The organism is Sphingopyxis panaciterrae, from assembly GCF_011762125.1.
GTDB classification, from domain to species: Bacteria; Pseudomonadota; Alphaproteobacteria; order Sphingomonadales; family Sphingomonadaceae; genus Sphingopyxis; species Sphingopyxis panaciterrae.
The window spans coordinates 76543-101898 of record NZ_JAASQN010000001.1; the positions used below are offsets into that span (position 1 = coordinate 76543).

Below are 25356 nucleotides of genomic sequence, written 5' to 3' on the forward strand. Positions count from 1 at the left end.
AAGCTGGCACCTTCGTCAGGCGGCGCGCGCCCCGACGAAGCCCAGCCCCGCGGCCAGCTGGATCGACTGGGCGCGGCCGGTCGCGCCCAGCTTGGCGGCGGCGTTGCGCAGATGAAAGCGCACGGTCGATACCGACAAGGACAGGATGATGCCGATTTCGCCGTCGGTCTTGCCCGCCGCTGCCCAGCGCAGGCACTGTACCTCGCGCCGCGTGAGCGTTTGCGGCACGGTGGCGTTGCGCGGGCGGCCGCGTGCCTCGTTGTGCGTGGCGACCAGCTTCAGCGCGAGATTGTGCAGGTCGCCTGCATGTTTTTCGAACAGCGCCGCGACGCCCACGGGTTCGCGCGAGCACCAGAAGACCGCACCGACGAGCCCGCGCGGCAAATGCACCGGCGCGATGATCGCTTCGCCGAAATTGGGGGTGTTCTTCGCCTGCTCGCAATCGACCGCTTCGAGCAGTTGCGACGCGCGCCAGGTGCGCAGGCGCCCGTCGCTGTAGAAGAAAGGCTCGGCGACGAGCCGGGCGGCGGTCAGAAAGGCGATGTGCAAGGCAAGCTTGCGGTCGCGCCAATAGGCGTGATCGGGGTCGATCCAGCGAAAGCTCGTCTCGGCATAGGGTCGCCCGTTGGCGTCATCCATCGGCTCGGGGTCGCCGAGGTCGGCCTGCGCGGCAATATAGGGCAGGCCGATTGTATCACCCGCGCCCTGCACCGCGGCGATCAGTGCGGGCATCGCGTCCCAGCATTGCGTTCGATAGTCCGTCACGCGACCCTTCCTTCACCCCATCCTGCCACAGGTGCCAGCTTGTCGGCACACCTGCTTTTCTGTCCTTTGGCATCGTCCGGCCAAGCAATGTTCGCACGAAGACGAGCGCAGCGGCAAGCCGTTTGAGGGAGGATATATGATGAACACAATCCGGTTTTTCCTGCTCGCGGGCACCAGCCTCGCGCTCGCCGCGCCGACCTGGGCCGCCGAAACAGCCGTCGACGGGGCCGATACCGCATCGGCCGAAGGCGAGATTATCGTGACCGCGCAGCGCCGCGCCGAATCGATCAACGATGTCGGCATGGCGATTCAGGCGGTCGACGGCGACACACTCGAAGCCTTGCGCGTCACCGATGTCCGTGACCTCTCCGCCGTCGCTCCCAGCTTCACCGTCTCGCAAAGCTATCAGGGCGTGCCGACCTATACGCTGCGCGGGATCGGCTTCAACACGATCAACCTGTCGTCGACCTCGACCGTCGGCACCTATGTCGACGAGGTCGCATACGCCTATCCGATCATGAACACGGGACCGGTGATGGACCTTGAGCGCGTCGAGGTGCTGAAGGGGCCGCAGGGCACGCTTTACGGCCGCAACACGACCGCGGGTCTGATCAACTTCATCACCGGCAAGCCGACCGACCGCTTCGAAGGCAGCATCCGCGCCGACCTCGGCAATTACCAGACCTATAATATCGACGGTCATATCTCTGGCCCGCTGGGCGAAGGCATTGCGGCGCGCATCGCCTTCCGGAGCGAGAACAGCGACAAGGGCTGGCAGGTCAGCAACACGCGCGGCGAGCGGCAGGGCAAGGTAGACAAGCTTGGCATCCGCGGTTCGCTGGCGATCGATCCGGGCCCTGGCACCCATTTCGACCTGTCGGTGACCTGGTGGCAGAACAAGTCCGATACGGTGGTCGGGCAGGGGATCGGCTTCACCCCCGCGACCAACCCCGCAACAGGAACGAGCAATTCGCGCTTTTTCAACGCGCCGGGGCTCGCGGCCTATCTTGCGAACAATTTTCCGACCAAGGCGACGCAGGCCGACTGGACCCCTCATGCACAGCGCTCGGCCGATATCGGCACCGGCCTTGGCCTCGACGGCCCGCTCGCCGAAGATAATCGTTTCTGGGGTTTGAAGCTGCGCTGGGATCAGGATCTCGGCGATACGATGAAGCTCGTGTCGCTAACCAGCTACAACGACTTCAAGCGCAACGCGCTCTCCGACTGGAGCGGCGCGCCCTATGAAGTCCTGCTCCAGAACACCGTCGGGAGGATCAAGAGCTTTGCGCAGGATATCCACATCGAGGGCGACAATGGCCCCGCGACATGGCTCGTCGGCGCCTATTACGCCAACGACCGGATCATCGATTCGAACCGCACGCTGCTCGGCCAGAACGCCAACGTCGGGCTGATTCGCGCGGCGGGCGCCCCCTTGCTCGCAAGCCCGATATTCAACTCGGGTGGCTATTCGCTGACGCAGCTCCAGCAGGCGTTCCGCACCTATGAGGATTTTGGCCGCATCCGCAGCAAGACATGGAGCATCTTTGCCAACGCCGATTGGGAGTTTGCAGACCAGTTCAAGCTGACCGCGGGGGTGCGCTATACCGAGGACAAGCAGCACTACAACGGCTGTTCGCGCGACTTCAACGGCAACATGCTGCCGAACGTCAACGTCGTGAACCGCGCGCTCTATCTCCAGACCTATGGCGTGCTTGCTGCGCCGATTGCGCAGGGGCAATGCAACACCTTCGACCCGGTGGCCGGGACGTTCGGCGAGGTGCGTTCGGTGCTCGACGAGAATAATGTTGCGTGGCGCGTCGCGCTCAACTGGTCGCCGAACAGCGACACTTTGCTCTACACGTCGGTGTCGCGCGGCTATAAATCGGGGACGACCCCAATCAACGCCGCGAATCTCGCGCGCCAGAATGCGCCGGTGACGCAGGAAAAGCTGACCGCCTATGAAGCGGGCATCAAGGCGACGCTCGCCGACCGCGCGGTGCAGGCGAATTTGTCAGCCTTTTATTATGATTATGCCGACAAGCAGATCAGCACCTATTTCGCCGATCCGATCTACACCGCACTGTCGCGGCTCGATAATGTGCCGAAGTCGAAGGCCTATGGCGTCGAGGGCGAACTGACGGTCCGTCCCGCGACGGGGCTCACCATGTCGGTGAACGCGCTGTGGCTGAAGACGCGGATCGATGATTACAGCGGCACCAACGCGGCAGGACAGCCCGAGAATTTCGACGGCGCCGAGTTCATCTACAGCCCCGAATTCCAAGGCAGCCTGACATTGGCCTATGACACGCCGGTGTCGGACGGGCTGAACCTGACCGGTGCGCTCAGTGCGCGCTATCAGAGCCAGTCGAACACGATTTTCGAGGATATCGACCTCTACAAGGTCAAGGCCTATGGCACGGTCAATGCCAGTCTGGGCGTGAAGAGCGAAAGCGGCTGGTCGGTCGCGCTGTGGGCGAAGAACCTTTTCAACTCCTATTACTGGTCGGCGGTCGCGAGCAATGCGAACGTCGTGGTCCGCTTTCCGAACCCGCCGCGAACCTACGGCCTGACGCTGGGTTTCGATTTCTGATCGGAGCGGGTGAACGACCTTCAGGAAACCGGGTAAGGCGTCCGCGTGCTGCGGTTCTGGTCGACCGCGACGGTGCGTCCGATCGGCGGGAAGGCCCGCTGCGGGCAGTTCGCCCGCTCGCAGACCTTGCACCCGGCCCCGATCGGGGTCGCCGAGGATGGATCGGCCAGATCGAGGCCGCGTGAATAGACGAGCCGTGCGGCATGGCGGATGTCGCAGCCCAGCCCGACGGCAAAGGTCTTGCCGGGCTCGCCAAAGCCGGTGTTTGCCGTTCCGACGGTGCGCGCAACCCACATGTAGGTGCGCCCGTCGGGCATCTGGGCGATCTGGGTCAGCACCTTGCCCGGCTGGGCAAAGGCTTCATAGACGTTCCACAGCGGACAGGAGCCGCCGACGCGCGAGAAGTGGAAATCGGTCGCCGACTGGCGTTTCGAAATATTGCCGGCGCGGTCGACGCGGATGAAGAAGAAGGGAACCCCGCGCGCGTCGGCGCGCTGGAGCGTCGACAGGCGGTGGCAGATGGTCTCGAACCCGACGCCGAACCGCCGCGCCAGCCGTTCGATGTCATAGGCTTCCGTCTCGGCGGCGGCGACGAAGTCGCCATAGGGGAGGATCAGTGCGCCGGCGAAATAATTGGCCAGGCCGACACGCGCCAGTTGCCGCGCTTCCTCGCCCTGCAGGATGCGATTGTCGGCCAGCCGGTCGATCATTTCGCCCAGTTCGAGGAAGGCGAGTTGGGTCGCCATCTGGAATGCTTGCTGCCCTTGCTTGAGTTCGGCGGCGATGTGCAGGATCCGGGCGGCGGGATCGAAGCGCCGCTGCGCGCCGCCGCCGCTGCCCGCCACGACCACCTGAATGCCGTGATGATCGCGCAGCCATGCGGCCAGTCCGGCATGCACGCCATGCGGGCTGAGCCCGGCCTTCGCATAGAGCCGCTCGGCCGCCTCATCGAGCGGTTCGACATGGTTGTGGCGGGCGTAGAAGAAATCGCGCACCTGTTCGAAGGGCATGCGCGCAGGGCCGCCCGCGATCCAGTCGTCGCCGAGTTGCGCCGCCATCGCTTCGTTGCGTTCGGCGGCTTCGCGGTAGCGGCGGTGGAGCGCGACCAGCGTCCGTCCGACAGCGGGCATGTTCATCGCCAGCTCGCGCACCTCGGCGAGCGACACATCCTCGCTTCCTTCGGTCAGCGCGTCGCGCAGTTCGGTGATGAGGCGTCCTTCCTCATCCTCGGAGAAGAGCTGGACGTCGATGCCGAACACCGCGTTGATCTTGAGCAACACCGGCACTGTCAGCGGGCGCTGATTCTGTTCGAGCTGGTTGAGATAGCTCGCCGAAATGCCGAGCGCCTGGGCGAGTTCGATCTGCTTGAGCTTGCGCTCTTCGCGGAGGCGGCGCAGCCGCACCCCCATATAAGCCTTACGCATCGCAGTCCGATCTTCGCAATATTTGCATATTTCCGGATTTCGTCCGCAAATATTCATAAAAGCGATAGTTATGGGTGATTCTGCGATGCGTATATTGCAAATACCGTCGGAGCTCAAGCCTTCGGGACGATGGAGGACCATGGGGAATTCCCCGGTCCCCATGGCCCATCATCCGTCCTGACGACGAACGACCTCGTTTAGATCCTAGGCCGCGTGGACAAAATCGAATGTCCGTTATCGGCCGAATCCAGACATATCCATCATCGTCACCCCGGACTTGATCCGGGGTCCATGACTTCAGCGCCGCATTGAATCCCGGATCAAGTCCGGGATGACGAAGTGAGGGTGAGCGATCGTCCGCTCCTCACCCCAAAGCCGACGTTCGACAAGCCGCAAATTTGTCCACGTGACCTAATCCTGCGGCATGCCCTGCGGCACAATCGTCTTGATGATGCTGGCGTCGAGTTCCTCGAACGCATGCAGGCCGATGGTGTCGTAGAGTTCCTGGCGGGTCTGCATGCGGTCGACCATTTTGTGGGTGCCGCCGTTCGCCTTGATCGATGCGTACAGATCGGCCTGCGCCTTGTTCGCGACGCGCAGGCTCGACACCGGCCAGATCACCATCTTGTAACCCATCGCCTCGAATTCGGCTGCGGTATAAAAAGGTGTCTTGCCGAACTCGGTCATGTTGGCGAGCAAGGGCACGCCCGCGAGGTCGCCCGCGAATTTCTCGAACATCTCCCGCGTCACCAGCGCTTCGGGGAAGATCGCGTCGGCCCCGGCTTCGACATAGAGCCTCGCGCGCGCGACCGCGGCGTCATAGCCCTCGACCCCGGCGGCGTCGGTGCGCGCGACGATCATGATATCGCGGCTCGCCTTCTTGGCGGCGGCGACCTTGGCCGCCATATCGCCGGCGGGGACCAGATTCTTGCCGTTCAGATGCCCGCATTTCTTGGGGAGAATCTGATCCTCGAGGTGAACGGCGCCCGCCCCGGCGTCCTCGAAGGTCCGCACCATGTGCATGACGTTGAGCGCTTCGCCATAGCCGGTGTCGCCATCGACGAGCAGCGGCAGCGCCGACGCGCGGACGATCTGGCGAATGAAGAACGCCACCTCGTCGACGGTGATGATGCCAAGGTCGGGAAGCCCCATCGACGCGGTCATCGCCGCCCCCGAAAGATAGAGGCCGTCGAAGCCCGCCGCGCGGGCCTGGATCGCAGCCTGGCCATTATGCGCACCGGGGAGCTGGTAAATTCCGGGGCGATTCAGCGCATCGCGAAAGCGCTTGCCGGCGCTTTCTTTCGGCAGGTCGTCAGCAATCAGATAAGGCAAGATATGTCTCCTCAGGCCGCATGCGCTTCGCTGCGCTCGGCAAGCGGCACGAACTTCAAATTTTCGGGGCCGGTGTAATTGGCCGACGGACGGATGATCTTGTTGTCCTGACGCTGTTCGATGACATGCGCCGCCCAGCCCGAGGTGCGGGCGATCACGAACAGCGGCGTGAACATCGCGGTCGGCACACCCATCAGATTATAGGATACGGCGGAGAACCAGTCGAGGTTCGGGAACATGGTCTTGGCGTCCCACATCACGCTTTCGATCCGCTCGGCCACCGCGAACTGGCGCTGCGCCCCGGCTTCGTCGGCCAGGCTTTTGGCGACGCGCTTGATCACGACGTTGCGCGGGTCGGCGATCGTGTAGACGGGGTGGCCGAAACCGATGACCACCTCCTTTGCTTCGACGCGGCGGCGGATGTCGGCCTCGGCCTCATCGGGGGTCGCGTAGCGCTTCTGGATTTCGAACGCCACCTCGTTCGCGCCGCCGTGCTTGGGACCGCGCAGCGCGCCGATCGCGCCGGCGACGCAGCTGTACATGTCGGACCCGGTGCCCGCGATGACGCGCGCGGCAAAGGTCGAGGCGTTGAACTCATGCTCGGCATAAAGGATCAGCGAGGTGTGCATCGCGCGCACCCAGCTATCGGGCGGCGCCTTGCCGTGGAGCAAATGGAGGAAGTGACCGCCGATGCTGTCGTCGTCGGTCTCGACCTCGATCCGGCGGCCGTGGTGCGCGAAATGAAACCAATAAAGCAGGATCGAGCCGAGCGAGGCCATCAGCCGGTCGGCGATGTCGCGCGCGTCGGGGACATTGTGATCGTGCGTTTCGGGAAGGACGCAGCCGAGCGCCGAGACGCCCGAGCGCATCACGTCCATCGGATGCGCGGCCGCCGGGATCGCTTCCAGCGCCGCCTTCACCGACTGCGGCAGCCCGCGCAGCGTGCGCAGCTTCGCCTTGTACGACGCAAGCTGGGGCGGGGTCGGCAATTCGCCGTGAACGAGCAGATGCGCAATCTCCTCAAACTCGGCGGTCTCGGCGAATTCGAGGATGTCGTAGCCGCGATAATGCAGGTCGTTGCCGGTGCGGCCGACGGTGCACAGCGCGGTGTTGCCCGCGGTCACGCCCGACAGCGCGACCGATTTCTTGGGCTTGAATTCGGCTCCCATAACATTGTCTCCAGGTCAGAATAGGCGGGCCGGCCAACGCGGGGCCGGCGGCTGGGGGATGCGAAGATTGTGAAACGTCATGCGCGATGCCGCGGCGGGTGGGGCAGCGCCGCGAAGATGAAGCGGCCCGACGCCGCCATGCGCCGCCCGCCACCGTCCTGCGGCGCGGTGGCGAAGACCGAGATGACGATATTTTGCGCATCGCCGCGCACCGCCCAGCTTTCGATATCGACATCGCTGGGCAGGAAACCCTCGGCGAATTCGAGCGCTTCGCACCCCGCGAGGCGGATCGCACCGAACAGCCGCGCCGACGCCCGCTCGGCCGCGGTCGTCGCCATCAGTGCAAGCAGGTCGAGACCATTGGCAGGAGCGTTGGACAACATGCGGCGCTTATCGGCATCGGCGCGGCCGCCGGAAACGCCTGAAAAGGCGAAGAAATGCGAAGCGGAGTTTGTGAATTGGTGAATTTTGCGAAGGAACTGGGCCGGTGGGGCGGTTCGAGGGGTGAGGCTGCTGCTCCAGAGCCGTCGCCCCCGCGAAGGCGGGGGGCCGCTCGCGACCTTGCGTAAGGCCGATGGCGGCCCCGCCTTCGCGGGGGAGACGAATTAAATCTGCGTCTGAATTAGGTCGCGTCCGGTCAGAAGCTGCCGTGCGGCACCCGCACCCAGCCTTCCATCAGGATGCGCGCGCTGCGGCTCATGATCGCCTTGGTGACGGTCCATTGCCCGCCGATCTGCCGGGCCTCGGCGCCGACGCGCAGCGTGCCGGAGGGGTGGCCGAAGCGGATGGCATGGCTTTCGCTGTCGCCTACCGTCTGGTTGACCAGCGTGCCGGGAACCGCGGCGGCGGCGGCGATGGCGACCGACGCCGTGCCCATCATCGCGTGGTGCAGCTTGCCCATCGACAGCGCGCGCACGACGAGGTCGATGTCGCTTGCCCGGACCGGCTTGCCGCTTGCCGCGACATAGTCGGCCGGCGGCGCGACGAAGGCGATCTTGGGGGTGTGCTGGCGCTTCGCAGCCTCTTCGAGCGACGCGATCAGGCCCATGCGCAGCGCGCCGATCGCGCGCAGCGTTTCGAACCGCGCCAGCGCCGCGGCGTCATTGTTGATCGTATCGCGCAGTTCGGTGCCGGTATAGCCGATGTCGGCGGCCGCGACGAAGATCGTCGGGATGCCGGCATCGATCAGCGTTGCCTGCAATTTGCCGCCGGGAACGATGCTGTCCGGCACATCGAGTTCGTCGATCAGATTGCCGGTCGGGAACATCGAGCTGCCACCTCCGTCCTCAGCAGGATCGACGAATTCGAGGATGATCTCGGCAGCGGGAAAGGTCACGCCGTCGAGTTCGAAATCGCCGCTTTCCTGTACGGCGCCGCCCGCGACCGGCACATGCGCGACGATCGTCTTGCCGATATTCGCCTGCCAGATGCGCACGGTGCAAATGCCGTCCTGCGGCGGATCGACATAGCCCGCGTGGATTGCGAAGGCGCCGGCCGCGGTGGAAAGATTGCCGCAATTGCCCGACCAATCGACGAAATCGCTGTCGATCGCGACCTGGCCATAGAGATAATCGACATCGTGCCCGGGCCGGGTGCCCGGCGCGACGATCACGCATTTGCTGGTGCTCGACGTCGCGCCGCCCATGCCGTCGATCTGCGCGGCATAGGGGTCGGGGCTGCCGATCACGCGCTGGAACAGGCGGTCGCGCGCGGTACCGGGAACCCGGCAAGCTTCGGGCAGATCCTCGAGCCGGAAGAAAATCCCCTTGCTCGTCCCGCCGCGCATATAGGTGGCAGGAATGCGGATCTGCGGCTGCGCGGTCATCAGGCGGCTTCCATTTCGGAGGCGAGAAAATCCTGCGCGAAACGCTGGAGCACGCCGCCAGCTTCGTAAATCGACACTTCCTCGGCGGTGTCGAGGCGGCAGATGACGGGCACGTCGAGCGTCATGCCGTTCTTGCGGTGAATGACGAGCGTCAGGTCGGTGCGCGGCCGGGGTTCGCCGATCACATCATAGGTTTCGGTGCCGTCGAGCGCGAGGCGAAGGCGCGTCGTGCCGGGTTTGAATTCGAGCGGCATCACGCCCATCCCGATCAAATTGGTACGGTGGATACGCTCGAAGCCTTCGGCGACGATCGCCTCGACCCCGGCGAGGCGGACGCCTTTCGCGGCCCAGTCGCGCGACGAGCCCTGGCCGTAATCGGCCCCCGCGATGATGATCAGCGGCTGGCGGCGTCCAAGATAGGTTTCGATCGCTTCCCACATCCGCATCACCTGGCCGTCGGGTTCGACGCGCGCGAGGCTGCCCTTCGTCACCGCGCCGTCGACGACGGCCATTTCATTGACGAGCTGCGGATTGGCGAAGGTCGCGCGCATCGCAGTCAGATGGTCGCCGCGATGCGTCGCATAGCTGTTAAAATCTTCCTCGGGCAGGCCCATCTTCGCCAGATATTCGCCCGCCGCTGACGAGGCGAGGATCGCGTTCGACGGCGACAGATGGTCGGTGGTGATATTGTCGGGAAGCAGCGCCAGCGGCCGCATGCCCCTCAGCGTGCGCGGATTGGCGGCAAGCGCGCCGACCCCCTCGGTATCCCAATAGGGCGGCCGGCGGATATAGGTCGAGCGCGGGTTCCAGTCGTAGAGCGGCGCGGCCGCGTCCTTGCCGCGCGGCGCGAACATCGGATCATAGACGGCGCGGAACTGTTCGGGCTTCACGAAGCGGCCGACGATGTCGTCGATCTCCGCGTCGCTCGGCCACAGGTCGGCAAGGCGGATTTCCCTGCCGTCGACGACGCCAAGCACATCGCGCTCGATGTCGAAGCGCACCGTCCCCGCGATCGCATAGGCGACGACGAGCGGCGGCGAGGCAAGGAACGCCTGTTTGGCATAGGGATGGATGCGGCCGTCGAAGTTGCGGTTCCCCGACAGGACGGCGGTGGCATAAAGATCGCGGTCGATGATCTCCTGCTGGATCGCCGGGTCGAGCGCTCCCGACATGCCGTTGCACGTCGTGCAGGCAAAGGCGACGATGCCGAAGCCGAGCGTTTCGAGTTCGCCGAGCAGACCGGCCTCTTCGAGGTAGAGCTGCGCGACCTTCGAGCCCGGCGCGAACGAGCTTTTGACCCAAGGCTTGCGCGTCAGCCCAAGGTCGTTCGCTTTCTTCGCCAGCAGGGCGGCCGCAACCACGTTGCGCGGGTTCGAGGTGTTGGTGCAGCTGGTGATCGCCGCGATGATCACCGCGCCGTCGGGAAGCAGGCCTTCGCGCTCCTCGGCGACCGCCTTGGCCAAATCGACGGCGATGCCGCGTTCTTTGAGCGCGGTCGTCGGCAGCCGGCGGTGCGGGTTCGACGGTCCCGCCATGTTGCGCACGACCGACGAGAGGTCGAATATGAGCACGCGTTCATATTGCGCGGCCTTGAGCGCCGACGCCCAGAGCCCCGTCGTCCTGGCATAGGTCTCGACGAGCCGCACCTGCGCCGGGTCGCGCCCGGTCAGCAGCAGATAGTCGATCGTCTGTTCGTCGATATGGAACATCGCGGCGGTCGCGCCATATTCGGGGCACATGTTCGATATCGTCGCGCGGTCGCCGATGCTGAGGCTGTCGGCACCTTCGCCGAAAAATTCGACCCAGGCGCCGACAACCTTTTCGGCGCGCAGAAATTCGGTCAGCGCGAGCACGATGTCGGTCGCGGTGATTCCCGGCTGGCGCTGGCCGGTCAGGCGGACGCCGACGATATCGGGCAGGCGCATCATCGAGGCGCGGCCGAGCATCACCGTTTCGGCTTCGAGTCCGCCAACGCCGATCGCGATCACGCCGAGCGCATCGACGTGCGGCGTGTGGCTGTCGGTGCCGACGCAGGTGTCGGGGAAGGCGACGCCATCGCGCGCCTGGATCACCGGTGACATTTTTTCCAGGTTGATCTGGTGCATGATGCCGTTGCCCGCGGGGATCACATCGACATTCTCGAACGCGCTTTTCGTCCATTCGATGAAGTGGAAGCGATCCGCGTTGCGGCGATCCTCGACCGCGCGGTTCTTTGCGAACGCTTGCGAATCGAAACCGCCATATTCGACCGCCAGGCTGTGGTCGACGATCAGCTGGGTCGGCACCACCGGATTGACCTTGGCGGGATCGCCGCCCTGGTCGGCGATGGCATCGCGCAGCCCGGCGAGGTCGACGAGCGCGGTTTGGCCCAGAATATCATGGCAGACGACGCGCGCGGGATACCAGGGGAAGTCGAGGTCGCGCTTGCGCTCGATCAGCTGCTTCAAGGCATCGGTGAGCAGCGCGGGATCGCAGCGGCGCACCAATTGTTCGGCCAAAACGCGCGATACATAGGGCAGCGTGTCATAAGCGCCGGGGCGGATGGCTTCGATCGCGGCGCGGGTGTCGAAATAGTCGAGGCCGGTGCCGGGCAGGGCTTTGCGATAATCCTGGTTCATGCGGCCGCCCTATCGGCGCGCGCGCGAGGAACGAAAACGGCTGAAAATGCAAAGATTTGCGAAGACGGATCTGCAAATCGGCTAATCTTGCGAAGGCCGCTCTTTGGTTCTGGATCGCGCGTCATCCGGTCCCTAAAATGGCGCCATGTCCGAATTTGAACGCGTTACCCTCATCCCGCCCGAGGGCCAGAAGAAAATACTGCTGCACAGCTGCTGCGCCCCCTGTTCGGCCGAAGTGATGGAAGCGATGACCACGAGCGGCATCGACTACACCATCTTCTTCTACAATCCGAACATCCATCCAAGGCAAGAATATATCCTCCGCAAGGAGGAGAATATCCGGTTCGCCGAGCAGCACGGCGTCCCATTCGTCGATGCCGATTATGACACCGCGAACTGGTTCCAGCGCGCCAAGGGCATGGAATGGGAACCCGAGCGCGGTATCCGCTGCACCATGTGTTTCGACATGCGGTTCGAACGCACCGCGCTTTATGCGCATGAGCATGGCTTTCCCGTCATCACCTCGTCGCTCGGCATTTCGCGCTGGAAGAATATGGCGCAGATCAACGGCTGCGGCGAGCGTGCCGCGGCGCGTTACGAGGGGCTCACCTATTGGACCTTCAACTGGCGCAAGGGCGGCGGGGCAAGCCGGATGATCGAAATCTCGAAACGCGAGCAATTCTACCAGCAGGAATATTGCGGCTGCGTCTATTCGCTGCGCGACACCAATGCGCATCGCGTCGCGCAGGGGCGCGAGGAAATCCGCTTGGGCGAACTCTATTATGGCGATCAAGTCGGCGACGCGTAAAAACCCCCGCACTGGCGCGATGCGCCTTTCGATGCGTCTCCTCGCTTACCTTCGTCATCCCGGGCTTGACCCGGGATCCCGCTTTTTGCCGTGCCCGCGCTTTCGAGATCAAGCGGGACCCCGGATCAAGTCCGGGGTGACGAGGATTTAACGATCCGCTTCCGGATGAAAGCGGTCAAATCGCTCTGGGAGGGAGTCCCCCTTCACCCTGTGATGTCATATAAAGAATTCTTTATATAGCTCTTGACAGGGGCAGCCAACCCGGCCTAGCTAGGCTGGTCGAGGTTCCCTGCTCGTGGTCCCGAAAGGATTTGCGCGGCAGGGCTAAGACGGGAAGCCGGTGGCGCCCGCAAGGGCGGAGTCCGGCGCTGCCCCCGCAACTGTAAGCGGCGAGCGGCGGTTCCATTTCGTGCCACTGGCGCCCGCCCGATGATTCGGGCGATGCGCCGGGAAGGCCGGGACCGACGCGTTGACCCGCAAGCCAGGAGACCTGCCTTCGACGCGATAACGTTCTTCGGACGGGGGTTCCTCCGGTGGACGCGCGAAAGCAGGCCCGCGCAATTCACGTCGGCGGGCTGCGCCTGCGTTTGCGCGCCCTCCCTGCGACCCGCCGCCCGGCTTTGAAGGTGACAGGTCGATGGTCATGATCCCGTTCCGAAATGCCATCGGGCCACCGGCCCGAATGCCCGTGCGCGCTGCGTCCGCCTGACGTAGCGCGCGACCCCATATCGCTTTCCAACATCAGTAACGGCCCCGCGAAGGTGCGCGGCCGAAGGAGAAGACTCATGCCTGTTTCCGCTGCCAATCTCGGCTTTCCCCGCATCGGCCCGCGCCGCGAACTCAAAAAGGCCGTCGAGGCCTATTGGGCCGGCAAGATCGGTCAGGACGAACTGCTGGCGACCGCCCGCGGCCTCCGCGCCGCGACCTGGGACCGCCAGAAGGCGGCCGGGATCGACGTGATCCCGAGCAATGATTTTTCCTTCTACGACCAGGTGCTCGATACCAGTGTCATGGTCGGGGCGATTCCCGAAATCTACCGCGTGCTCGGCGCGGCGGATTCGCTCGACGTCTATTTCGCGATGGCACGCGGCACGCGCACCGATCCGCAGGACGAAGGCTGCGCGCACGGCCACGGCGCCGCGCGCGATGGCGGCGACGTTCCCGCGCAGGAAATGACCAAATGGTTCGACACCAACTATCATTATATGGTGCCCGAGGTGGAGCCGGGGCAGGCCTTCGCGCTCAACGCCGCAAAGCCGGTCGAGCATTTCCGCGAAGCGCGCGCGCTCGGCCATCAGACGCGGCCCGTCATCCTCGGCCCGGTGACCTTCCTGCTGCTCGCCAAGTCGAAGGCCGAGGGTTTCGATCCCTTGTCGCTGCTGCCGGCGCTGCTTCCCGTCTATGCCGATCTGCTCGCGAAGCTGCGCGACGCGGGCGCCGACTGGGTGCAGATCGACGAGCCCGCGCTGGTGCTCGACCTCAGCGATGCGGCGCGCGCCGCTTATGCCGCGGCCTATGCCGAATTGGCGCAGGTTGATGGGCTGAAGCTGATGCTCGCGACCTATTTCGGCGCGCTCGGCGATAATCTGGCGACCGCGCTGTCGCTCCCCGTCGCAGGGCTGCACGTCGATCTCGTCCGCGCACCCGAACAGCTGGACGCGGTGATTGCGGGCGCGCGCGACGATCTGCTGCTGTCGCTTGGCGTCATCGACGGCCGCAATATCTGGAAGGCCGACCTGACCGCGCTGCTCGACCGGTACGAGGCCGTGGCCAAGGCGCGCGGCGAAATCCAGATCGCGCCGTCCTGCTCGCTGCTTCACACGCCGATCGACCTCGCGCTCGAAACCGCGCTCGACCCCGAGGTCAAGGACTGGCTGGCGTTCGCGGCGCAAAAGCTGGAGGAGCTGTCGGTATTGCGCCTCGGTCTCGCCGACGGACGCTATGTCATCAGCGACGAGCTGGCCGCCAACGCCGATGCGATCGCCAACCGGCGCAAATCGCCGCTGACCAACAATGCCGCGGTGCGTGCCCGCCTCGGTCAGGTCGACGAGAGCTGGGGCCGGCGCGCACTTCCCTTTGCCGATCGCATCGCGCGGCAGCAGGCGCATCTGGGTCTGCCGATCCTGCCGACGACGACGATCGGCTCCTTCCCGCAGACCGCCGAGGTCCGCAAGGCGCGCGCGGCGCATGGCAAGGGGGAGCTCGACGACGCCGGCTATGAAAAATTCCTGCAGGAAGAAACCGCGCGGACGGTGCGCTGGCAGGAAGAGATCGGCATCGACGTGCTGGTCCATGGCGAGTTCGAGCGCAACGACATGGTGCAATATTTCGGCGAGCAGCTGTCGGGCTTCGCCTTCACCAAGGCGGCGTGGGTGCAAAGCTATGGTTCGCGCTGCGTGCGGCCGCCGATCATCTATGGCGACGTCGCCCGGCCGCTGCCGATGACGGTGACCTGGTGGCAATATGCCCAGTCGCTGACCAGCAAGCCGATGAAGGGCATGCTCACCGGGCCGGTGACGATCCTCAACTGGTCGTTCGTGCGCGACGACCAGCCGCGGTCGGACACCTGCCGCCAGATCGCGCTGGCGATCCGCGACGAGGTGCTCAATCTGGAAGCGGCGGGCGCCAAGGTCATCCAGATCGACGAAGCGGCGCTGCGCGAAGGTCTGCCGCTGCGCCGCGCCGACTGGCAGCATTATCTCGACTGGGCGGTCGAAAGCTTCCGCATCTCGGCGTCGGGGGTCGCGCCCGAAACGCAGATTCACACCCATATGTGCTATTCGGAGTTCAACGAGATCATCACCTCGATCGGCGCGATGGACGCCGACGTCATCTCGATCGAGACGTCGCGGTCGAAGATGGAATTGCTCGATGCCTTCGTCGACTATCGCTATCCAAACGAGATCGGGCCGGGCGTCTACGACATCCACTCGCCGCGCATCCCGCCGGTCGGCGAAATGCAGGACCTTCTCGTCAAGGCGGGCGGGCGCCTCGCGGCGCGGCAGCTTTGGGTCAATCCCGACTGCGGGCTCAAGACCCGCAAGTGGGAGGATGTGAAGCCCGCGCTGGTCAATATGGTCGAAGCGGCCAAGGGCGCGCGGATCGCGCTCGCCTGACATGCTGAGGGAGGAGCGCGGCGTCCGGCCGCCGCGCTCCTGCCGCCGGCGCATTCAGGGGATGACGATCTCGGCGCCCGCCTTGACGCGGTCGAGCGCGATCAGGCTGCGAAAGCTCGATACGGCCTCGTTGCTGGTGAACAGGCGCCGCGTGATCGCTTCATATTCGATCATGTCGATGGTGACGATCACCAGCACGAAGCTGATCCCGCCGGTGACATAATAGCATTGCTGAACCTCGGGCGCGGCGACGAACAGCGCTTTCGCCGCATCGACCGTCGCCGGCCGCTCGTCGACCAGATGCACCTCGACGATCGAGGTGATCGTCATGCCGAGCGCGCGCGTGTCGACGATCGCGACGTTGCGCCGGATGACGCCTGCATCCTCCATCGCGGCGATGCGGCGCTGGACCGCGGCGGCCGACAGGTTGACCGCCTCGGCGATCGCGCGCTGCGGCATCTTGTTGTCGCGCTGGATGATGCGCAGGATTGCCCGGTCGAAAGGGTCGAGCGTGGTTCGCCGGGAGGAAGTCGCGCGCGTCATGGGTGAGTAATTGTTGCATTTGCCCCGGCAATCAAGCGCCCTTTCCTCGCACCGCCGATGATATGCCCCGTCGCCTCAGCTCAGAGGACGGACCATGGGTGCTTCGATCGCTGCCGCGGGCGGCAATAAAAGGACAGGGCTCGGCATCCTGTGCGGCATCGGCGCGGGGGCGTTGTGGGGGCTGGTGTTTCTCGCGCCCGAACTCGTCCGCGAATTCAGCCCGCTCGAGCTGACGATCGGCCGCTATGCCTTTTATGGCCTGATCTCCGCCGCGATGATCGCGCCGCGCTGGCGTGCTCTGGTCCCGCAGGTGTCGCGGCGCGAATGGATCGGCCTCTGCGCGATCGCCTTCGCGGGCAACATTCTCTATTATCTTCTCCTCGCCAGCGCCGTGCAGTGGGGCGGGATCGCCATGACGTCGCTGGTGATCGGCTTCCTGCCGGTCGCGGTGACGATCATCGGCAGCCGCGACGATGGCGCGGTGCCGCTGCGCCGCCTGGCTCCCTCGCTTGCGCTCTGCGCGGCCGGGGCGCTGTGCATCGGCTGGCAGGCACTCGCCGCACCGCCGGGCGGCAATGCGGGGCGGCAGTTGATCGGACTGCTCTGCGCGATCGGCGCGCTCATTTCGTGGACGGTTTACGCCGTCGGTAACAGCCGCTGGCTCGAACGCTTGCACGGCATATCGTCGCACGAATGGAATTTGCTCACCGGACTGGTCACCGGCGCGCAGTCGCTCCTGCTGCTTCCCGTCGCGCTGATGATCGGGAGCGCCGGGCGCCCGGCCGCCGCCTGGGCTGAGCTGGCGGGCGTTTCGATCGGGGTCGCCCTGTTCGCCTCGATCGCCGGCAACCTGCTGTGGAACCGGATGAGCCGGCTGCTGCCGCTCACCCTTGTCGGCCAGATGATCCTGTTCGAGACGATGTTCGCGCTGATCTATGGGTTTCTCTGGGAACAGCGGCTGCCCACGGCGATGGAAATCGCCGCCTTCGCGCTGGTCGTCGCCAGCGTGCTGTGCTGCATCGCCGCGCATCGCGGCGGCGCTGGCCGATGCGAGCCGCAAGCCCTATAGCGTCGCGATCGCGCCTGTCATATTCGAGGATCCTGTGCCAAATCTGTCCGTTGCCGCTCCCACCGTCCCGATCGAAGGCCGCGAACAGCCTTTTCCCGTTCGCCGCATTTTCTGCGTCGGGCGCAACTATGCCGAGCATGCGCGCGAAATGGGCGGCGCGCCCGATCGCGAGCCGCCCTTTTTCTTCGCCAAGCCCGCCGATGCGGTCGTCGCCGCCACGGCGGAGATCGCGATACCGCCGCGCACCGCGAACCTGCACCATGAAATCGAGCTGGTCGTCGCGCTGGGCAGCGGCGGCCGCAATATTCCGCGGGACGCGGCGATCGAGACAGTGTTCGGCTATGCCGTCGGCAACGACCTGACGCGCCGCGACCTGCAGGCGGAAGCGAAGGCGGCCGGGCGGCCGTGGGATATGGCGAAGGGCTTCGACTATAGCGCTATCATCTCGCCGATCCGCCCTGCTGCCGAGGTCGGTCACCCCGCGAACGCGCGCATCTGGCTGTCGGTCAATGGCGAGCTGCGGCAGGAGGGCGACATCGCCGACATGATCTGGCCGGTCGCCGATATCATCGCCGAGCTGTCGACCTATGTCGAACTCAAGGCTGGCGACCTCATCTACACCGGCACCCCCGCCGGGGTCGGCCGGATCGTGGCAGGCGACCTCGTCGAGGGCGGCGTCGACGGCATCGGGACGATCGCCAACCGCTTCGTCTGACGGGGGGCGTCCTAGCGCCGCTCGCGCTCGGTCGTCTGCGCCCATTCGGCCAGGCGGCCCTGCTGCTTGATCGTTTTCAGGCACACCACCGTCGACAGCCGGTGCACGCCGGGCAGTTTCGACAGGTCGTGCCGCAACAGTTCGTCGAGATGGTCGACCGAGCGCGCGAAAATCTTCAGCATATAGTCGCTGTCCCCCGCGGTCGTATGGCATTCGACCACGGCGGGATGCGCGATGACCGCGGCTTCGAATTCGGAATGGGCGTCGAGGCTGATACGCACTTCGACGAAGCTCTGCACGTTGAGCCCGAGGGCGGCGGGATCGAGGCTCGCAGCATAGCCGCGAATAATGCCTTGCGCCTCGAGGCTCCTGACCCGCGACCAGCAAGGCGATTTGGACAGGCCGACATTCTCGCCCAGATCGGCAAAGGATTGGCGCCCATCCTGTTCGAGCGCGGCGACGATCTTCCAGTCCAGCCTGTCCATATGCCTGCTCCGTGGTTTGAACGGCGTTTCGCCGGTTTCGCATCACCATATAGCTTTTTTGCGGCAGTTGCGAAGAACATCGTTCGTCATAATCGAAAATATGCAGAACGATATTGCGGGCGGAGCGAATTTTTGCGGTAAATTGCGGACAATGTTCGCGCGCATCGCACCTATCCTTATCCAAAGGCTTGGGAGTGCATGGTGGCTGCGACGCATATTTTCGATACCCCGCCCGAGGGGGCGGCATCGGACTGGACGATGCCGCAGCATTGGCCGGCCTTCACGCCCGATCAGCATGCGACATGGCGGACCTTGTTCGACCAGCAGTCGGCGGCGCTGCGCGGCTATGCCTGCGCGGATTTCCTGCGCGGGCTCGATATCTTGCGCGCGGTGCCGCCTGGTGTTCCCGACTTTTCCGAACTCAACCGCCACCTCGTTCGCGCGACGGGGTGGGAGATCGTCGCGGTGCCCGGCTGGATCCCGAACCAGCCCTTTTTCGACCATCTGGCGAACAAGCGCTTCCCCGCCGCCAACTTTCTCCGACCGCCCGAACAGATCGGCTACAGCGAGGAACCGGACATGTTCCACGACATCTTCGGTCACGTCCCGATGCTGACCAACCCCGCCTTCTCGGAATTTCTGGTCGCCTATGGACAGGCGGGGCTGCGCGCCGAAAAGCTGGGTGCGTCCGATTATCTCGGCCGCTTGTGGCTCTATACGACTGAATTCGGGCTGGTGGTCGAGCAAGGCGAACTGCGCGCCTTCGGCGGCGGGCTGCTGTCGAGCTATGCCGAGACCGTCGCCGCGCTGACCTCGCCCGCGCCGCGCCGCATCTGGCTCGATATCGAACGGGTGATGCGCACCCGTTATCATTTCGACGAATTCCAGCGCATCTATTTCGTGGTCGAGGGGTTCGACGCGCTGCTGCGCGCGACCGAGGAAACCGACTTCGCGCGCATCTATGCCCGGATCGCCGGCGATGCGGCGCTGGAGCCCGAAGATGCTTTCCCCGGCGATGCGGCCTATGAAGGGCCTCTGCAACCGGTCCGGCCGGGACCGGCCTTCATGACCCCGGAGGCGCGAGGATGATCAGGCAGAGCAAGGAAGACGGGACGACCATCTTCGAAACCGAGATCGACGGCGAAACGATCCAGTGGGACAATGGGCTGACCTATGCCCGCCATCTCCAGACCGAGCAGCTCTTGTCGGCGCAGGTGCCGGTGTCGGACAAGCCCGACGAGATGCTGTTCATCATCATGCACCAGACGATGGAACTGTGGATCAAGCTGGTGCTGCACGAGGCGCGGCTGGTCGTTGATGCGATCAAGGCCGACCGGATTGCAATCGCGGGCAAGGGGCTCGACCGGATCGCGACGATCCAGCGTCATATGATCCACAGCTGGGAGGTGCTCGCGACGCTGACCCCGCATGATTTCCTGACCTTTCGCGGTTTCCTGCGCCGCGCCTCGGGCTTCCAGTCGCAGCAATATCGCGAACTCGAATATCTGCTCGGCAACAAGCGCGAGGATATGATGATCGTCCACAAGGACGATGCGGCGGGAACGGCGCGGCTGCGCGCGGCGTTCGAGGCGCCGTCGCTCTACGACGAATTGCTGAAACTGCTCGCGCGGCGCGGGTTCGATATCCCCGCCGATCATCTGGAGCGCGACTGGACCAGACCCTATCAAGCCTCCGAGGCGGTCGAGCAGGCGTGGCTTGCGATCTATACCGACCCCGACCGGCACTGGGATCTCTATACGCTCGCCGAGAAGATCACCGCGCTCGAATATTATTTCCAGGAATGGCGCTTCAAGCACATGAAGACCGTCGCGCGGGTGATCGGGCACAAGCCCGGAACCGGCGGTTCGTCGGGGGTCAATTATCTGGTCAAGGCGCTGGACCTCAGCTTCTTTCCCGAACTCTGGTCGATGCGGACGCTCATGGCTGCGCCCCGTGAAGGCGGCGATTATTCGGAAGGTTCTGCCGCATGAGCCGGATCTGGGACATATCGCAGCCGCTCCACGCCGCGGTGCCGGTGTGGCCGGGCGAGCCCGCCTTCGCTTTGCACAGCCATGCGGTGATCGGCAACGGCTGTCCGGTCAATGTCGGCGGTATGTTCACGCCGCTGCACGCCGGGACGCACGGTGACGCGCCGCTGCATTATGCCAATGACGGCGCGGCGTCGGCCGACTGCGATCTCGATCCCTATGTCGGCCCATGCGTGCTGCTCGACGTGCGGCATGCGCGCGGGCGGGTCGAGATTGGCGATGTCGACTGGAGCGCAATTGCGGGTGCGCAGCGGGTACTGCTGCGGACCTATGCGCAGTTCCCGCACGAGCAATGGGATTCGGATTTCACCGCGATCGCCAGCGACGTGATCGCGCGGCTCGGCGCGATGGGGGTGCGGCTGATCGGCACCGACGCCGCCTCGCTCGACCCCGAACAATCGAAGACGCTCGACGCGCATCAGGCGGTGAAGGCCGCCGACATGCGGATATTGGAAGGGCTGGTGCTCGATGACGTGCCGCCCGGCCGGTACGAACTCGTCGCGCTGCCGCTCCGCATCGTCGGCGCCGACGCCAGCCCGGTGCGCGCTATCTTGAGGGAAATTGCATGACCGACACACTCCTCGCCACCGACGTGTCGGCGCTCGACGCCGCTGATCCGCTGGCCCCGTTTCGCGAGCGCTTTCATTTGCGCGACGGGCTGATCTATCTCGACGGCAATTCGCTTGGTGCGCTGCCCAAGGCGACGGGCGAGCGGCTGGCCGAGGTCGTCGGGCACGAGTGGGGCGAGGGGCTGATCACCTCGTGGCTGGGGGCCGAATGGTCGACGGCGCCGCGGCGGATCGGCGACAAGATCGGGCGGCTGATCGGCGCGAACCCCGGGGAGATTGTCGCGAGTGATTCGACGTCGGTCAATATCTTCAAGGCGCTCACGGCGGCGCTGTCGCTCCGGCGCGAGCGGAGCGTCATCCTGTCCGAAGCGACCAATTTCCCGACCGACGTCTATATGATGCAGGGGATCGAGGCGTTTTCGGGCGGGCGCGTCAAGGCGGTCACCGTGGCCCCCGACGATGTCGTCGAGGCGCTGAACGAGGATGTCGCGGTGCTGCTGCTGACGCAGGTCCACTACAAGTCGGGCCGCGTCCGCGACATGGCGGCGATTACCAAAGCCGCGCACGACGTCGGCGCGCTTGTCGTCTGGGATCTGAGCCATAGCGCCGGGGCGATCCCGGTCGACTTGGGTGGCGCGGGGGCCGATTTTGCGATCGGCTGCGGATACAAGTTCCTCAACGGCGGCCCTGGTGCGCCCGCCTATCTGTTCGCCGCCGCCCGCCATCATGCCGCGACGCCGGTGTTGTCGGGCTGGTTCGGCCATGCGCGGCCCTTCGCCTTCGAGGAGGATTATGACCCCGCCGCCGGGATCGAGCGTTTCCAGTGCGGGACGCCGCCGGTGCTTGGTCTCTCGGCGCTGGAGGTCGGCATCGACCTGATGCTCGAGGCCGATATGGCCGAAATCCGCCGCAAGTCGCTCGCGCTCGGCGATCTGTTCATCGAGCAGATGCAGCCGCTTTGCGAGACCTATGGCTTCGAGCTGGTGAGCACGCATGACCATGCGGAGCGCGGCGGCCAGATCGCCTATGCACACCCGCAGGGCTATCAGATCGTGCAGGCGCTCAAGGAATTTGACGTGATCGCCGACTTCCGCGCACCCGATATCCTGCGCTTCGGGCTGACGCCGCTGTACCTGCGCTACGGCGACATCGTTGAAACCACCCGGCGGCTCGAAACGCTCTGCGCGGTACGCGCGTGGGACAAGCCGCAATATCATCAGCGGGCGGCAGTGACATGAGCGACGTGTCGGCTCCCTTCCTGCCCAAATCGCGCGTCGCCGCGGTGCAGGCCGCGCCCGTCTTCCTCGATACCGCGCGCACCGTCGACAAGGCCTGTGCGCTGATCGCCGAGGCTGCGGGCAATGGCGCGAAGCTGATCGCCTTCCCCGAGGTGTTCGTGTCTGCCTATCCCTATTGGAACTGGCTGATGACGCCGATCGAGGGGGCCGAATGGCACGAGCGCCTCTATCGCGCGTCGATCCGCGTCGACGGGCCCGAGGTCGCGGCGTTGTGCGCGGCGGCACGCGATCATGGCTGCACCGTCGTCATCGGCATCAACGAGCGCGACCCGGTCAGCGTCGGCACGCTCTACAATAGCAACCTGATCATCGGCGCCGACGGCCGCCTGCTCGGCCGCCACCGCAAGCTGGTGCCGACCTGGGCCGAGAAGCTCACATGGGCGGGCGGCGACGGCAATTCGATCCGCGTCTATGACACGCCGGTCGGGCCGCTCGGCACGCTGGCCTGCGGTGAGAATACCAACACGCTCGCGCGCTTCGCTTTGCTGTCGCAGGGCGAACTCGTCCATGTCGCCAATTATATCGCGCTGCCCGTCGCGCCCGCGTCGTACAATATGGCCGAGGCGATCAAGATCCGTGCCACCGCGCACAGCTTCGAGGGCAAGGTCTTCACCATCGTCGCTTGCTCGGCGGTGAGCGACGAGATGATCGCGGCGATGTCGACAAGCCGCCCGCAGAACCGCGACCTGCTGTCGCGGCCGAACAGCGCCTGGTCGGGCGTGATCGACCCGCACGGCAATCTGATCGGCGAGGCGCTGATCGATGTGGAGGGCATCGTCTATGCCGACATCGATCTTGGCGACTGCATCCGCCCCAAGCTGATGCACGACATCATCGGCGGCTATAATCGCTTCGATATCTTCAACCTGACGGTCGACCGGACTCCCCGCGCGTCGGCGCTGTTCGTCGATGCGCCGCAGCCCGTCGATCCCGATGAGGAGATGCCGTCATGACTGCCAACACGATCATCGACCCGCGCGACGATGTCCTCGGCCGCGCGCGCGTGACCGATACGCCCGAGCTGGAGGCCTTTTACGCCGAACTCGCCGCCCGCAACGCCGGTGCCTTCTGGAAGCGCGCCAATGCGATCGAGCCGTGGGAGCCCGAAACGCGCTATCGCCCGACGCTGTGGCGCTATGCCGAGATGCGCGGGATGTGCCTGCGCGCGCTCGATCTGGTGAAGCCCGAGGAGGCGGGGCGCCGCGTCGTGACCCTGCTCAACGACAGCGATGCGGGGCGTGAGAATGTCGCGGTGTGCGGCTGGCTCTTCAGCGGCATGCAGGCGATGCGCCCCGGCGAAATCACCCCCGCGCACAAGCATACCGCGTCGGCGCACCGCTTCATCATGGAGGGGAAGGGGGCCTATACCGTCGTCGACGGTCATCATATCACGCTCGGTGCCAATGATTATGTGCTGACCCCGAATGGCGCCTGGCACGATCATGGCGTCCTCGCCGGGGGCGAGGTGTCGATCTGGCAGGACGGGCTCGACATCCCGCTGATGAACAGCCTCGAGACCAATTTCTACGCCGTCTACGACCAGCCGGCGCAGACGGCCGCCTTTCCCGCCGACGACCTGCCGCTGAGCTATGGCGGCGCGGCGCTGCGGCCCGAGGGCGTCGCGGCGTGGGAGAAGCCCTATTCGCCGGTGATGGTCTATCGCTGGGAAGCGACGCGCGACGCGCTGTGGAACCTCGCCAAAGTGTCCGACGGCACGCCCTTCGACGGGCATATGGTGCGTTATTCGAACCCGCTGACGGGCGGCTGGGCGCTCCAGACGATGGGCGCGCATATGCAGATGCTCAAACCCGGATTCCGCGGCAAGGCGCACCGCCACACCGGCAATGTCGTCTATAATGTCGCGAGTGGGCGCGGCTATTCGATCATTGGCGGCGAGCGCTTCGACTGGGGCACGCACGACATTTTCTGCGTGCCCGCATGGACGTGGCACGAGCATGTCAATCTCGACCCTTCCGAAGAGGCGTTCCTCTTCTCGTTCAACGATTTCCCCGTGATGGAGGCGCTCGGCGTCCGGATCGAGGAAGCCCTCCAGGAAAATGACGGACATCAAATATGCGCTTCGTAACTTATCGCACGGTCGAGACTGAACCGCGGCTCGGTCTTCTCCATGACGGGATGGTGATCGACGTTGAATATTTCGGCGACGCGATCGGACAGGATCTGCCCTCGACGATGCTCGATTTCATCGACCTGGGGCCGATCGGCCTGCGCTTCCTCAAGGAAGCGATCGAAAGCGCGACGACCACCGATCTGGTGGGCACTTCGCTGCCCGAGGGCAATGTCACCCTGCTCGCGCCGATCCCGCGCCCGCGCAAGAATATCTTCGGGATCGGGCTCAACTATACCGAGCATGTCGCCGAATCGGCGCGTTCGCTCGACACGTCGAACGAATTGCCGCAGCAGCCGGTGATCTTCTCGAAACCGCCGACCGCGGTTGCGGCATGGAATGATCCGATCCGCCACAATGCGAAGGTGACGCAGCAGCTCGATTGGGAAACCGAACTCGCGGTGATCATCGGCAGCACCGCGCGCCATGTCGCCGAGGGTGACGCGCTGCACCATGTATTCGGCTATACCGTCATCAACGATGTGTCGGCGCGCGATTGCCGCCGCGCCGGACAGTGGATCGTGTCGAAGGGGCAGGACAGCTTCGCGCCGATGGGCCCGTGCATTGTCACCGCCGACGAGATCGGCGATCCGCACAAGCTCAATATCCTGACGCATGTGAACGGGGTGGAAAAGCAGAACAGCAATACGCGCTTCATGCTGTTCAATGTGGCTCAGCTGATCGCCGATATCTCCAGCGTGATGACGCTCGAACCTGGCGACATCATTGCGACGGGCACCCCGGCAGGCGTCGGTGCGGCGCGCGACCCGCAGGAGTTCATGTGGCCCGGCGACGTCGTCGAATGCACCGTCGAGGGCATCGGCACGCTGCGCAATCCGATCATTGCGGTCTGA

General features: G+C 65.0%; 21 protein-coding genes and 1 riboswitch. Of the genes, 12 read left to right on the top strand and 9 right to left on the bottom strand.

Annotated features, from left to right (window positions below; genetic code table 11):
• Positions 1–15 precede the first annotated feature (15 nt).
• Positions 16–765, bottom strand: coding sequence for a LuxR C-terminal-related transcriptional regulator (locus FHR22_RS00380; RefSeq protein WP_166937804.1), 750 nt, complete (start codon positions 763–765; stop codon positions 16–18).
• A 136-nt stretch (positions 766–901) separates the two neighbouring features.
• Between FHR22_RS00380 and FHR22_RS00385 the strand changes: the two genes are divergently transcribed.
• A complete protein-coding gene (locus tag FHR22_RS00385) occupies positions 902–3355 on the top strand; it encodes a TonB-dependent receptor (protein WP_243853397.1) in 2454 nt (817 codons plus the stop codon).
• 20 nt (positions 3356–3375) lie between these two features.
• Here the strand turns inward: FHR22_RS00385 and FHR22_RS00390 are convergent, their stop codons facing one another.
• From FHR22_RS00390 to acnD, 6 genes are all read right to left on the bottom strand, one after another.
• A complete protein-coding gene (locus FHR22_RS00390; protein ID WP_166937806.1) occupies positions 3376–4779 on the bottom strand; it encodes a short-chain fatty acyl-CoA regulator family protein in 1404 nt (467 codons plus the stop codon).
• A 411-nt stretch (positions 4780–5190) separates the two neighbouring features.
• Positions 5191–6111 carry a methylisocitrate lyase gene (prpB, locus tag FHR22_RS00395; RefSeq protein WP_166937808.1) on the bottom strand — a complete coding sequence of 307 codons (921 nt, stop codon included), beginning with the start codon at positions 6109–6111 and terminating at the stop codon, positions 5191–5193.
• Between the two features lie 11 nt (positions 6112–6122).
• Positions 6123–7280 carry a bifunctional 2-methylcitrate synthase/citrate synthase gene (gene prpC, locus FHR22_RS00400; RefSeq protein WP_166937810.1) on the bottom strand — a complete coding sequence of 386 codons (1158 nt, stop codon included), beginning with the start codon at positions 7278–7280 and terminating at the stop codon, positions 6123–6125.
• A gap of 77 nt (positions 7281–7357) precedes the next feature.
• Positions 7358–7663 carry a hypothetical protein gene (locus FHR22_RS00405; RefSeq protein ID WP_166937812.1) on the bottom strand — a complete coding sequence of 102 codons (306 nt, stop codon included), beginning with the start codon at positions 7661–7663 and terminating at the stop codon, positions 7358–7360.
• Positions 7664–7917: 254 nt separating this feature from the next.
• Positions 7918–9105, bottom strand: coding sequence for a 2-methylaconitate cis-trans isomerase PrpF (gene prpF, locus FHR22_RS00410; protein WP_166937814.1), 1188 nt, complete (start codon positions 9103–9105; stop codon positions 7918–7920).
• Positions 9105–11723 carry a Fe/S-dependent 2-methylisocitrate dehydratase AcnD gene (gene acnD, locus FHR22_RS00415; RefSeq protein ID WP_166937816.1) on the bottom strand — a complete coding sequence of 873 codons (2619 nt, stop codon included), beginning with the start codon at positions 11721–11723 and terminating at the stop codon, positions 9105–9107. Before acnD ends, prpF begins: the two co-directional genes overlap by 1 nt.
• A 145-nt stretch (positions 11724–11868) precedes the next feature.
• On the opposite strand from acnD, the gene FHR22_RS00420 reads away from it, so the two are divergent.
• Both FHR22_RS00420 and metE read left to right on the top strand, forming a co-directional pair.
• On the top strand, positions 11869–12531 hold the full coding sequence (locus FHR22_RS00420; protein ID WP_166937818.1) for an epoxyqueuosine reductase QueH: 663 nt from the start codon (positions 11869–11871) through the stop codon (positions 12529–12531).
• A 265-nt stretch (positions 12532–12796) separates the two neighbouring features.
• Positions 12797–13044: riboswitch (cobalamin riboswitch) on the top strand.
• Positions 13045–13316: 272 nt separating this feature from the next.
• Positions 13317–15647, top strand: coding sequence for a 5-methyltetrahydropteroyltriglutamate--homocysteine S-methyltransferase (metE, locus tag FHR22_RS00425; protein WP_166937820.1), 2331 nt, complete (start codon positions 13317–13319; stop codon positions 15645–15647).
• A gap of 54 nt (positions 15648–15701) precedes the next feature.
• Here the strand turns inward: metE and FHR22_RS00430 are convergent, their stop codons facing one another.
• Positions 15702–16190: an Lrp/AsnC family transcriptional regulator gene (locus FHR22_RS00430; RefSeq protein WP_166937822.1), complete on the bottom strand. Its 489-nt coding sequence runs from the start codon at positions 16188–16190 to the stop codon at positions 15702–15704.
• Positions 16191–16284: 94 nt separating this feature from the next.
• On the opposite strand from FHR22_RS00430, the gene FHR22_RS00435 reads away from it, so the two are divergent.
• Together FHR22_RS00435 and FHR22_RS00440 are read left to right on the top strand one after the other, a co-directional pair.
• Complete coding sequence (locus FHR22_RS00435) at positions 16285–17259, top strand: DMT family transporter (RefSeq protein WP_166937824.1); 975 nt, start codon at positions 16285–16287, stop codon at positions 17257–17259.
• 34 nt (positions 17260–17293) lie between these two features.
• A complete protein-coding gene (locus FHR22_RS00440) occupies positions 17294–17974 on the top strand; it encodes a fumarylacetoacetate hydrolase family protein (protein WP_166937826.1) in 681 nt (226 codons plus the stop codon).
• 11 nt (positions 17975–17985) lie between these two features.
• Here FHR22_RS00440 and FHR22_RS00445 read toward each other — a convergent pair whose 3' ends face one another.
• Complete coding sequence (locus FHR22_RS00445; protein ID WP_166937828.1) at positions 17986–18459, bottom strand: Lrp/AsnC family transcriptional regulator; 474 nt, start codon at positions 18457–18459, stop codon at positions 17986–17988.
• Positions 18460–18657: 198 nt separating this feature from the next.
• Here FHR22_RS00445 and phhA point away from each other — a divergent pair, with 198 nt between their 5' ends.
• The 7 genes from phhA to FHR22_RS00480 are packed head-to-tail and all read left to right on the top strand — an operon-like array spanning position 18658 to position 25356.
• On the top strand, positions 18658–19548 hold the full coding sequence (gene phhA / locus FHR22_RS00450) for a phenylalanine 4-monooxygenase (RefSeq protein ID WP_208417427.1): 891 nt from the start codon (positions 18658–18660) through the stop codon (positions 19546–19548).
• Complete coding sequence (locus FHR22_RS00455; protein WP_166937830.1) at positions 19545–20450, top strand: tryptophan 2,3-dioxygenase; 906 nt, start codon at positions 19545–19547, stop codon at positions 20448–20450. The genes phhA and FHR22_RS00455 overlap by 4 nt, the downstream gene beginning before the upstream one ends.
• Positions 20447–21076 (top strand): arylformamidase, encoded by a 630-nt coding sequence (gene kynB, locus FHR22_RS00460; RefSeq protein ID WP_166937832.1) that lies wholly within the window; start codon positions 20447–20449, stop codon positions 21074–21076. The genes FHR22_RS00455 and kynB overlap by 4 nt, the downstream gene beginning before the upstream one ends.
• Entirely contained in the window at positions 21073–22314 is a 1242-nt protein-coding gene (gene kynU / locus FHR22_RS00465; protein ID WP_166937834.1) for a kynureninase, read from the top strand. Before kynB ends, kynU begins: the two co-directional genes overlap by 4 nt.
• Entirely contained in the window at positions 22311–23327 is a 1017-nt protein-coding gene (locus FHR22_RS00470) for a carbon-nitrogen hydrolase family protein (RefSeq protein WP_166937836.1), read from the top strand. Before kynU ends, FHR22_RS00470 begins: the two co-directional genes overlap by 4 nt.
• On the top strand, positions 23324–24460 hold the full coding sequence (locus FHR22_RS00475; RefSeq protein WP_166937838.1) for a cupin domain-containing protein: 1137 nt from the start codon (positions 23324–23326) through the stop codon (positions 24458–24460). The genes FHR22_RS00470 and FHR22_RS00475 overlap by 4 nt, the downstream gene beginning before the upstream one ends.
• Complete coding sequence (locus FHR22_RS00480; RefSeq protein ID WP_166937840.1) at positions 24448–25356, top strand: fumarylacetoacetate hydrolase family protein; 909 nt, start codon at positions 24448–24450, stop codon at positions 25354–25356. Before FHR22_RS00475 ends, FHR22_RS00480 begins: the two co-directional genes overlap by 13 nt.

Coding starts and splice junctions, on each gene's coding strand:
- FHR22_RS00385 (WP_243853397.1), top strand. CDS start 902: ATGATGAACACAATCCGGTTTTTCCTGCTCGCGGGCACCAGCCTCGCG.
- FHR22_RS00390 (WP_166937806.1), bottom strand. CDS start 4,779: ATGCGTAAGGCTTATATGGGGGTGCGGCTGCGCCGCCTCCGCGAAGAG.
- prpC (WP_166937810.1), bottom strand. CDS start 7,280: ATGGGAGCCGAATTCAAGCCCAAGAAATCGGTCGCGCTGTCGGGCGTG.
- FHR22_RS00405 (WP_166937812.1), bottom strand. CDS start 7,663: ATGTTGTCCAACGCTCCTGCCAATGGTCTCGACCTGCTTGCACTGATG.
- prpF (WP_166937814.1), bottom strand. CDS start 9,105: ATGACCGCGCAGCCGCAGATCCGCATTCCTGCCACCTATATGCGCGGC.
- acnD (WP_166937816.1), bottom strand. CDS start 11,723: ATGAACCAGGATTATCGCAAAGCCCTGCCCGGCACCGGCCTCGACTAT.
- FHR22_RS00420 (WP_166937818.1), top strand. CDS start 11,869: ATGTCCGAATTTGAACGCGTTACCCTCATCCCGCCCGAGGGCCAGAAG.
- metE (WP_166937820.1), top strand. CDS start 13,317: ATGCCTGTTTCCGCTGCCAATCTCGGCTTTCCCCGCATCGGCCCGCGC.
- FHR22_RS00430 (WP_166937822.1), bottom strand. CDS start 16,190: ATGACGCGCGCGACTTCCTCCCGGCGAACCACGCTCGACCCTTTCGAC.
- FHR22_RS00435 (WP_166937824.1), top strand. CDS start 16,285: ATGGGTGCTTCGATCGCTGCCGCGGGCGGCAATAAAAGGACAGGGCTC.
- FHR22_RS00445 (WP_166937828.1), bottom strand. CDS start 18,459: ATGGACAGGCTGGACTGGAAGATCGTCGCCGCGCTCGAACAGGATGGG.
- phhA (WP_208417427.1), top strand. CDS start 18,658: ATGGTGGCTGCGACGCATATTTTCGATACCCCGCCCGAGGGGGCGGCA.
- FHR22_RS00455 (WP_166937830.1), top strand. CDS start 19,545: ATGATCAGGCAGAGCAAGGAAGACGGGACGACCATCTTCGAAACCGAG.
- kynB (WP_166937832.1), top strand. CDS start 20,447: ATGAGCCGGATCTGGGACATATCGCAGCCGCTCCACGCCGCGGTGCCG.
- kynU (WP_166937834.1), top strand. CDS start 21,073: ATGACCGACACACTCCTCGCCACCGACGTGTCGGCGCTCGACGCCGCT.
- FHR22_RS00470 (WP_166937836.1), top strand. CDS start 22,311: ATGAGCGACGTGTCGGCTCCCTTCCTGCCCAAATCGCGCGTCGCCGCG.
- FHR22_RS00475 (WP_166937838.1), top strand. CDS start 23,324: ATGACTGCCAACACGATCATCGACCCGCGCGACGATGTCCTCGGCCGC.
- FHR22_RS00480 (WP_166937840.1), top strand. CDS start 24,448: ATGCGCTTCGTAACTTATCGCACGGTCGAGACTGAACCGCGGCTCGGT.